At 44.2% G+C, this 8584-nt stretch carries 10 protein-coding genes and 1 other annotated feature; all 10 genes read right to left on the bottom strand.

Translation table 11 applies throughout. From position 1 onward, the window contains the following. Positions 1 to 568: 568 nt before the first annotated feature. The 10 genes from pheA to HC179_RS06370 all read right to left on the bottom strand — a co-directional run bounded on the left by pheA (position 569) and on the right by HC179_RS06370 (position 8528). The gene (gene pheA / locus HC179_RS06415; protein ID WP_168863586.1) at positions 569 to 1429 is read right to left on the bottom strand and encodes a prephenate dehydratase; all 861 of its coding nucleotides are present in this window, start codon (positions 1427 to 1429) and stop codon (positions 569 to 571) included. A 56-nt stretch (positions 1430 to 1485) separates the two neighbouring features. Then, positions 1486 to 1929 (bottom strand): ACT domain-containing protein, encoded by a 444-nt coding sequence (locus HC179_RS06410; protein ID WP_010195933.1) that lies wholly within the window; start codon positions 1927 to 1929, stop codon positions 1486 to 1488. Between the two features lie 252 nt (positions 1930 to 2181). Then, on the bottom strand, positions 2182 to 3465 hold the full coding sequence (gene obgE / locus HC179_RS06405) for a GTPase ObgE (RefSeq protein ID WP_168863585.1): 1284 nt from the start codon (positions 3463 to 3465) through the stop codon (positions 2182 to 2184). Between the two features lie 55 nt (positions 3466 to 3520). Continuing rightward, on the bottom strand, positions 3521 to 4051 hold the full coding sequence (locus HC179_RS06400) for a Spo0B C-terminal domain-containing protein (protein ID WP_168863584.1): 531 nt from the start codon (positions 4049 to 4051) through the stop codon (positions 3521 to 3523). Positions 4052 to 4284: 233 nt separating this feature from the next. Beyond that, positions 4285 to 4575, bottom strand: a complete 291-nt coding sequence (gene rpmA / locus HC179_RS06395; RefSeq protein WP_168863583.1) for a 50S ribosomal protein L27 — start codon at positions 4573 to 4575, stop codon at positions 4285 to 4287. Between the two features lie 12 nt (positions 4576 to 4587). Next, positions 4588 to 4914 (bottom strand): ribosomal-processing cysteine protease Prp, encoded by a 327-nt coding sequence (locus tag HC179_RS06390; protein ID WP_168863582.1) that lies wholly within the window; start codon positions 4912 to 4914, stop codon positions 4588 to 4590. 15 nt (positions 4915 to 4929) lie between these two features. Further along, positions 4930 to 5238: a 50S ribosomal protein L21 gene (gene rplU, locus HC179_RS06385; RefSeq protein ID WP_060664909.1), complete on the bottom strand. Its 309-nt coding sequence runs from the start codon at positions 5236 to 5238 to the stop codon at positions 4930 to 4932. 15 nt (positions 5239 to 5253) lie between these two features. Next, positions 5254 to 5342 (bottom strand) — a sequence feature (ribosomal protein L21 leader region). A 58-nt stretch (positions 5343 to 5400) separates the two neighbouring features. Continuing rightward, positions 5401 to 6852 carry an Rne/Rng family ribonuclease gene (locus HC179_RS06380; protein ID WP_168863581.1) on the bottom strand — a complete coding sequence of 484 codons (1452 nt, stop codon included), beginning with the start codon at positions 6850 to 6852 and terminating at the stop codon, positions 5401 to 5403. A 31-nt stretch (positions 6853 to 6883) separates the two neighbouring features. Beyond that, positions 6884 to 7753 (bottom strand): M50 family metallopeptidase, encoded by an 870-nt coding sequence (locus HC179_RS06375; protein ID WP_277351306.1) that lies wholly within the window; start codon positions 7751 to 7753, stop codon positions 6884 to 6886. Further along, entirely contained in the window at positions 7746 to 8528 is a 783-nt protein-coding gene (locus tag HC179_RS06370; RefSeq protein WP_168863580.1) for a M23 family metallopeptidase, read from the bottom strand. The genes HC179_RS06375 and HC179_RS06370 overlap by 8 nt, the downstream gene beginning before the upstream one ends. Between the last annotated feature and the right edge of the window lie 56 nt (positions 8529 to 8584).

Genomic DNA, 8584 nt, shown 5'->3' with positions numbered 1-8584 from the left:
GGGGAGGGGTGTGTTTGGGTCTTTGAGACGGCTTCTCTGTTACCGTGTGGTTGGGGACGGGGCTGGTTCGGGCTTTGAAACGGCTTCTCTGTTACCGTTTGTTGGGGGACGGAGCGGGTTCGGGCTTTGCGACGGCTTCTCTGTTACCGTTTGGCTGGGGTTGGCGCTTCTTCGGGTTTTGAGACGGCTTCTCTGTTACCGTTTGGCTGGGGATGGAGCTGCTTCGGGCCTTGAGACCGCTTCTCTGTTACCGTTTGGCAGAGGATGGAGCTGCTTCGGGCTTTGAGACGGCTTCTCTGTTACCGTTTGGATGGGGGCGGAGCTGGTTTCGGCCTTGAGACCGCTTCTCTGTTACCGTTTGGCAGAAGACGGCGCGATTTCGGGCTTTGAGTAAAGTTTCGATTAGGCCTTTCAACTGATTTCCACTCTGCTTGGGGAGTAAATCGCTTCTACTTGACTTTCCCTCTATTTTCTACCCAACTTCAGTCATATAGAACAACAACAAAAACCCGCCCAAAGATGCCCCTTACTTCAGCAACTCTAGACGGATTTTACTAACAAAACATCACTATTTCAACAAATAACTATTATATCTCCCCAACACCTTCACCGAACAACCAAGTGCCTCCAGCTCCTCAATCGCTGGCGGAATCAACGGATGAGCCACTCCCTCATTGATATCAATAATGAAAAAATAGTTACCCAAACCCGTTTTCATTGGGCGGGACTCTATTTTTGATAGGTTCAGCTTTCTCCAAGCAAATACGGATAACACTTGGTGAAGTGCGCCCGATTGGTCCGTTGGGAGCGACACCATGAGGGTAGTCTTCTCCCCGACATTGCCGTACTCTTCATTTTGAAGCATCACTGACTCATCGCGATGCAGGATAATAAACTTGGTATGATTGTTGTCATAGTCATGAATATTTTCTTGCAACACACTTAAGTTATATTCTTTTGCTGCTAGTGTATTTGCTATGCACGCAGCCTTTTTGGAAAGCCTGTGATCAGAAATCAGTTTTGCAGCAGCGGCAGTGGAGGACGTGGTTTCATACACTGCATTCGGATAGTTTTTATGTAAGAATTTATGGCATTGGGCAATTGCGTGGGAGTGGGAATAGATTACTTCCAGCTCTTCGCCATATTTTATATGATCAGGATGAACTAATAAATGCTGACTAATTGGAATGGTCAGTTCGCCTACAATCGGCAAAGGACAGTCGTGAATAAGGTAATCAAGCGTCACATTGACAGATCCTTCAATAGCGTTCTCTAGTGGAACGACCGCCATGTCGACCTTACCTTCTAACACTGCATCCATGCACTCTGGTATCGTGGAAAACGCTTTTTTACTAAACTCTGGAAAAAATTTTGTAACCGCCATATCAGTAAATGTTGCTTTCGGTCCTAAAAATCCAATTCTTGTCATGCTCTCTACTCTCCTATCTCCACTATGCTTCCTTAGGGTAACACATGTACTAAAAATTAAGCGCCTGTCCCTAAGATCTCTACTTTATCTACAAATTCTAATCGCTTCAGCATGGAAAGTAAAGCGTTGATATCACCTTTTAACCCAGACATATCCAGTGAAAGGGTCACATTTGCCTTTCCTTGTAACGGGATGGTCTGGTGAATGGTCAACACGTTACAGCCGACCGTTGCTACCGTTGCAAGAAGTTGCGATAATGCACCTGTCTGATCTTCCAGGTGAAAAAACAAGGTCATGATTTTTTCTTTGACCATGGTGTGAAACGGAAAAACGGTGTCACGATATTTGTAAAAGGCACTGCGGCTGAGGTCCACTTTTTGAACCGCTTCTGCGATGGAATCCACTTTGCCGCGTGCAAGCATTTCTTTTACTTCAATCGACTTTTTCATCGCTTCTGGCAGGACGTCCTCCCGAACTAAAAAGAACTTCTCCTCTAACATCGGATATCTCTCCTTTTTTTAAGGCATATTTTTTGAAGTATCTCGTTAACTTCCTGTTGACTTTCGTTCCAGGTGTTCGCTTTCCGTTGAGCGGTGCTTTAGCCTCCTCAGCAAACCTGCGGGGTCTCAAGTCTACCGCTACATCCCGCCGGAGCCTCACACCTTACACAACAGTCAACAGGAGGTGATTTCTGCAAATATTATGTATATGTAAAGAAGAGAGGATAAAATGAATTATCCCCTCTGGCCAATCTATTCAACAAATTCGAATTCGTATTTCTGTAGACGAACGATGTCGCCGTCTTTGGCACCGCGTGCACGCAACGCTTCATCGACTCCCATACCACGAAGCTGTCGGGCAAAACGTTTGATGGACTCTTCATGGTTGAAGTTGGTCATTACAAACAATTTCTCAAGTTTTTCACCTGAAAGTACAAAGGCACCGTCTGGATCACGTGTAATCATGAATGGTAGCTCTTCTTCCTCATGCTTGTAAACAACGCGTTGCTCAATTGCTTCTTCTTCATATAATGGATATTCTGGTGCATGTTCAAGCTCATCCGCTACTGCATATAAAAGATCACGAAGACCGCTGCGAGTTAGCGCAGAGATAGGGAAGACTTTTACATCATCGCCTACTTGCTGCTTAAATGTCTCAAGATTTTCTTCTGCATCCGGCATGTCCATCTTGTTTGCTACAACAATTTGCGCACGCTCTGTCAGACGCAGATTGTATTCTTTCAACTCTTCATTGATTGTTTTGTAATCTTCATAAGGATCGCGGCCTTCTAATCCGCCCATATCCACGACATGGATGATGACCCTTGTACGCTCAATGTGACGAAGGAATTGATGACCAAGCCCCACACCTTCATGTGCCCCTTGAATCAATCCAGGCAAATCAGCCATAACAAAGCTGCGGCCATCTTCGGTTTCTACTACCCCAAGGTTAGGTACAATCGTAGTAAAATGGTATTCCGCAATTTTTGGTTTTGCTGCAGAAACTACGGAAAGAAGAGTTGATTTCCCTACACTTGGGAAGCCAACAAGCCCAACGTCCGCAAGAACTTTTAATTCAAGGACAACATAGCGCTCTTGACCTGGCTCCCCGTTTTCGGAAACTTCTGGAGCAGGGTTTCTTGGTGTAGCAAAGCGTGTATTACCGCGACCTCCGCGGCCACCCTTTGCTACTACATATTGCTGGCCGTGTTCTGTTAAGTCAGCCAATGTTTCTTTAGTATCATCGTCCATAACAACCGTTCCCGGTGGAACCTTAACAATCATGGCTTCAGAATTTCTTCCATGCTGGTTTTTGGACATTCCGTGTTCTCCACGGTTTGCTTTAAAGTGACGTTTGTAACGGAAATCCATCAGTGTGCGCAAGCCTTCTTCTACTTGAAGAATGACGTCCGCTCCTTTTCCGCCATCACCGCCGGCTGGTCCACCATCCGGTACATATTTTTCACGACGAAAGGCAACCATTCCGTTCCCACCGTCGCCACCTTTTACATAAATCTTGACCTGATCGACAAACATTGATTATTCACTCCGATATGTCAAAAGGTAAATAAAAACCTTTTGCGTTCATTTTTTAAAACTTGTAAGACACTTGGATGGTACTTTGCTCAAGGGTTATTTCTTGTTCGACCACTGAGAAACGCTCCGGCTGTCTTTGCAGCCACTCCGTTAAAAAGTCTGTATCTTCTAGTATTCCATTTATATCAAAAAAGAAACGAATTTCCGCCTCTTCTATATGCAAACTTAAAAACAAATGGTTATCTGCTTTTTTGTTTACCGCATTTTCTAGGTCGGTAAACAAAGAAGAAATCCATTTGTACAATAGCTCATCCGCTTTTGACAGATTTACAGGCTCTCCGATGATTTCATATTCCATGGAAAATAATCTCGGTTCCCAATGGAAAGTAATCAGATATTCCGCAAATGCAGGGGCTTGTAAATTCGTCAAGTTGGATTCGTGATTGGCCTCAAGCACAATCTCCTCTATCAAATTATTCACTCGCTCCAAACGTCCAAGCGACAAATTCGCCTTAATTAACTGAATCTGATTCAGCCAATCATGCCTCGAATGACGCAACACATCCAACGTCCCTCTATTTCTCATAATACCGTACCCCTAGTCCAAACTTTAATTCCAAATCCTACTTAACTATGTCGATTATAGCACAAAAAAAGAAGAAAAGGGGGTCAGACCCCCAAAGGATTTTCGTTAACGATGTCGAATAATATCAAGTTACCTTCTATCTAACACGTGGTGTCTGCCGCTAGTCGGATTACGCGTTTATCCGGCGCATTAAAAAAACTCTAACCTAAACATAGGCTAGAGTTCCTTTGGAATTATGCTTCTTGAGCAACAGGATATACGCTAACTTGTTTGCGGTCACGGCCTAGACGCTCGTAACGAACGATTCCGTCAACCTTCGCGAACAATGTATCGTCTCCACCACGTCCAACGTTTGCTCCTGGGTAAATTTTAGTACCGCGTTGACGGTATAAAATAGAACCACCAGATACTAGTTGACCGTCTGCACGCTTAGCGCCAAGACGCTTAGAGATAGAGTCACGACCGTTTTTAGTACTACCTACTCCCTTTTTGGAAGCAAAGAACTGAAGATCTAATCTTAACATGTATTCCACCTCCTACTTAGAAATGGTTATATAATTTCCATAGTCACGTTCAATCGTCTCTAAAGACACAACCATACCTTCTAGCAACAGCTGTACCTTCTCATGTGTCGCCTCATCCAAACCGGATGGAACCGAGCACTTTAAAAATCCATCTGCACCTTGCTCAATATAAGGAGTAACCTGACATAATGACATGACCGCGTTCACTGCACCGAAAGATACAGCAGAAACACCGGCACACACAATGTCTGCACCCTTTTTGGCAAAGTTAGCATGTCCAGTTATGGTAAACGATTGGATCAGCTTGTGATCGTCTCGCTTAATTGTAACTTTAATCATCCGATCACCTTTAAATTACAGGTTGATTGCATCAACAGTAACTTTTGTGTAAGGTTGACGATGACCTTGTTTTTTACGGTAGTTTTTCTTCGCTTTGTACTTGAATACAGTAATCTTCTTCGCACGACCTTGTTTCTCAACTTTAGCCGTTACAGTTGCTCCCGCTACTAGTGGGCTACCAACTTTAACATTGTCGCCACCAACGAAAAGAACTTTGTCGAAAGTTACTACATCTCCAGCAGCACCATCAAGTTTTTCGATGTAGATCGTTTGACCTGCTTCAACCTTGATTTGCTTACCACCTGTTTCAATAATTGCGTACATTCTCTTGCACCTCCTCAATAGACTCAGACTCGCCAGTGTCAGGTATATGTAACGATTTCACGCCCATATTTCATGGAACCTGGACTGTGCGGTTGTAGCACGGGTGCTACAAACTAACAAAGAACATCTTAGCATATTCCAAACCCTTATGTCAATAAGGTTTCACAGCGTTTTTACCCTTTCTTTCGCATCCTCAATAGAACCGGCAAAACGTATGTCAAAACGTGGTACCCCGTCTTTTTCTATAAAATAAATCTGAAGTCCACTTCGCTCCATTATATCAGGTAACCCCATCAGCTTGTCCACGACTTCAGGACTTGCTTCCACAACTACAGCTTCCATATCGCTCCCCTTATACTCCAACAGTTCCCGTTCCAGCTGGTAGGTGACGGTATCCACAGAGAACACCACCCCTTTCCCGTCACAAGGTGAACAAGGTTGCAACAACATCTTTGTCAACGGCTCACGAACTTTTTTACGCGTCAACTGAAGCAGATTTAATTCTGTAAATCCAATCACTCTGACATGGGACCGATCTTTACGAGCAGCAACCTTAACCATCCGCAAAACCTGCTCCCGTTCAGCGTCACTTGCCATATCAATGAAATCAACTACAATGATACCACCGATTTGCCTTAGGCGAAGCTGTCTTGCAATTTCCACTGCAGCCTCGAGGTTGGTTTTCAACACGGTCTCTTGCAGCCCCGTCTTCCCTATGTATTTGCCTGTGTTCACATCGATGACCGTCATCGCTTCAGTATGTTCGATAATGATATATCCGCCGCTTGGCAGCCAAACAATCCGTTTCAACGCTTTCTCGAGCTCCTGTTCCATGCCCCTTCTTTTAAAAATGCCTTCCTTGCCTTGATAAAATCGGACAGGATAGCCCTTCTTTTTCAAAAACTGCGAAGTCCCCGCATGGTCTACCTCCACAAGTTTTACCTCAGTAGATGGGATCTCCCGAATAATTTTGGATAAAAAATGATCCTCTTCGTGGACAAGAGAAGGAACCTTTACTGATGCACTCTGTTTCTCATGCACCTCAAGGAACTGTCGCTGTAACTCTAGCAGTTCTGCCTCTACCACATCTGCCTCAACATGCTCACTTGCCGTTCGTAAAATAACCCCTTCATCCGAAGTCAGCCATTCTTGCAGAAGCTTTCTCCATTCCTGTCTTTTGGCATCCGACATTTTCTTGGAAATCGCTTTGTATTTTCCATAAGGCTGATACACGATATGTGTTCCTGGAAACTCTAGAAGCCCAGTTAATTTTGCCCCTTTTGTTCCCTCGCCCTCCTTTACCACCTGTACAAGAATTGCTTCCCCTTGATGGACAAAATGAGAGATCCCTTTCTGTTCCTTTTCCGCTTTAGAAAGCTTGGAGGTTTGATAGGAACACAAATGGTCGCGGTGAAGATATCCCGGCTTCTTTTGTCCAAAATCAACAAAAGCGGCTTGCATGCCTGGCAGGACATTCACAACGCGACCAACATAAATATTCCCTTCTATCGGATGCGTTGTCGGCCGGTCAATCAACAATTCGACAATTTTATCATCCTCTTTTATCGCGACTCTTTTTTCCGTCGCCTTCATATCCATAATTAACTCTATCAATGAATTAGCCTCAGCTTTCGAAGTGAAGTTTTTAGTATGAATACAGGATATCTCCTATATCAATTGTCGTCAACTTCTCCTTGAAATAAGCATGAAGCAGTTCATTTTCATCAAGCGGAGGCTGTTTGTCCTTCCCCTTCATAACGATGATACTGTGCTTGCAGTCCCGCTTGAACTTTTGAAGCACCTGATGAATCTTCTCTTTTTCATCCACAACAATAGGCGTAATTGTAGAAAACGAATTATTCTTTCCATAATAACGCTCCATCAAAAAGCGCATAAAGACAAAGTGACGTTGCTTCCACTCTGTATATAAGGAAAAAAACAGGAACACTGTGATGATCCATATATTAATGTGCAACGGGTCAATGACCAAATATGTTGTACAAAAAAGCGCCAAGAACACAAAGGAAGCTTGCAACGTTCGCTCATGCGCCTGTGCAAAAGCGGACGTACGACTAAACAACAACCCCATGATTTTCCCTCCATCCAACGGCCAGATCGGCAAAAGGTTCACGAGGAAAATCATGATATTAAAAGTAAAAAACATCTCCCACATGCCAGCAGAAAGATAGCCAAGCTTGAAAAGTAGGAATGCGCCCGCTGAAAGCCATACATGCTGCAGCGGACCAGCAAGCGTCACAACCAATTCCTCTTTTAACGGACGGTTTCCATGCTCCTCCATTTCGGCAACCCCACCAAATGGCAGCAACAATACCTGTTTGATGCGCCAATTATAGTGAGTTGCCGCAATCCCATGGCCCAATTCGTGGATAAAAACAATAAAAAACAAAATAAGCAACTCCCGGAAATTCGCCGTTAAAATGGCCAACCCGGCGAGAAACCACATAAGTGGATGTACATGAATCTTCTGTACTAGCCTCAGCCATTTATTATTCAAATGAGATCACCTGCATAGGGTCGATAAATTCATTATCTTTCTGGATCGCAAAATAAAACATCCCTTTTGAACCGTCTTCAAGCACCGTCGTTTTACCAAGCACATCGCCCGTTTCAATAAAATCAAAAAGCTTCACATCTACTTCTCCAAGCTGCCCATACCACGTATAACTATCATCTGGATGCTGGATGATAATCGTCTTGCCTGTATCCTCTCTGTTCCCCACAAACGATACAAACCCACCATTCATCGCCTCTACATTCGAATGAGCCATTGTTTCCACCATCACACCCTGCCCATTCGCTTCAAAGCTTTCGAAAACCCGTCCGGAAGCCGGTATCACATAATCATCCGCATTGACGTTTGGCTGATCGGTACTTTTCGGCAATGGCAACAACGCCAACGATTTCCCGAATTTCTCCTCATACCAAGAAGTGAACGCTGCAAACTGAAAACTCTGCTCCATCGTTTCAGAAACAAACTGACGCGGCTTTTCAAAAGTACTTGTAGGGTTCTGAAACATGATGGCTACCACCAGCACAAGAATCGCCGATGCCAAAATCTTAAACAGAAAAAGCTCTTTGTTAAATAACGGATGTCCCCCGCCTCCATCAGGTCCCCCTTCATAAGAGGTATAACTAGAACCCCCATATCTTTCCTCATCCCTCATGAACTGTTGCGTAGACCCTATGTTGTTCCGTTTCGGCAACTGATTTTGCCGTTGACGTCTTCTCTTTGCGGCCCGTCTCTTTATTTCCGCTATCCGATCATTCATATAAACACCCTTCCCGGAAATAGGTTTGTACCATTTTATGACTTGTCCGGTTAGGA

The organism is Bacillus sp. RO1 (assembly GCF_012524115.1).
Classification (GTDB): Bacteria; Bacillota; Bacilli; order Bacillales; family Bacillaceae_I; genus Sutcliffiella_A.
This window is presented reverse-complemented; position numbering and strand designations above follow the sequence as displayed.

Bases quoted from the DNA above. Each gene is read 5' to 3' on its own strand.
- pheA (WP_168863586.1), bottom strand. From the start codon at position 1,429: ATGACAAGAATTGGATTTTTAGGACCGAAAGCAACATTTACTGATATG.
- HC179_RS06410 (WP_010195933.1), bottom strand. From the start codon at position 1,929: ATGTTAGAGGAGAAGTTCTTTTTAGTTCGGGAGGACGTCCTGCCAGAA.
- obgE (WP_168863585.1), bottom strand. From the start codon at position 3,465: ATGTTTGTCGATCAGGTCAAGATTTATGTAAAAGGTGGCGACGGTGGG.
- HC179_RS06400 (WP_168863584.1), bottom strand. From the start codon at position 4,051: ATGAGAAATAGAGGGACGTTGGATGTGTTGCGTCATTCGAGGCATGAT.
- rpmA (WP_168863583.1), bottom strand. From the start codon at position 4,575: ATGTTAAGATTAGATCTTCAGTTCTTTGCTTCCAAAAAGGGAGTAGGT.
- HC179_RS06390 (WP_168863582.1), bottom strand. From the start codon at position 4,914: ATGATTAAAGTTACAATTAAGCGAGACGATCACAAGCTGATCCAATCG.
- rplU (WP_060664909.1), bottom strand. From the start codon at position 5,238: ATGTACGCAATTATTGAAACAGGTGGTAAGCAAATCAAGGTTGAAGCA.
- HC179_RS06370 (WP_168863580.1), bottom strand. From the start codon at position 8,528: ATGAATGATCGGATAGCGGAAATAAAGAGACGGGCCGCAAAGAGAAGA.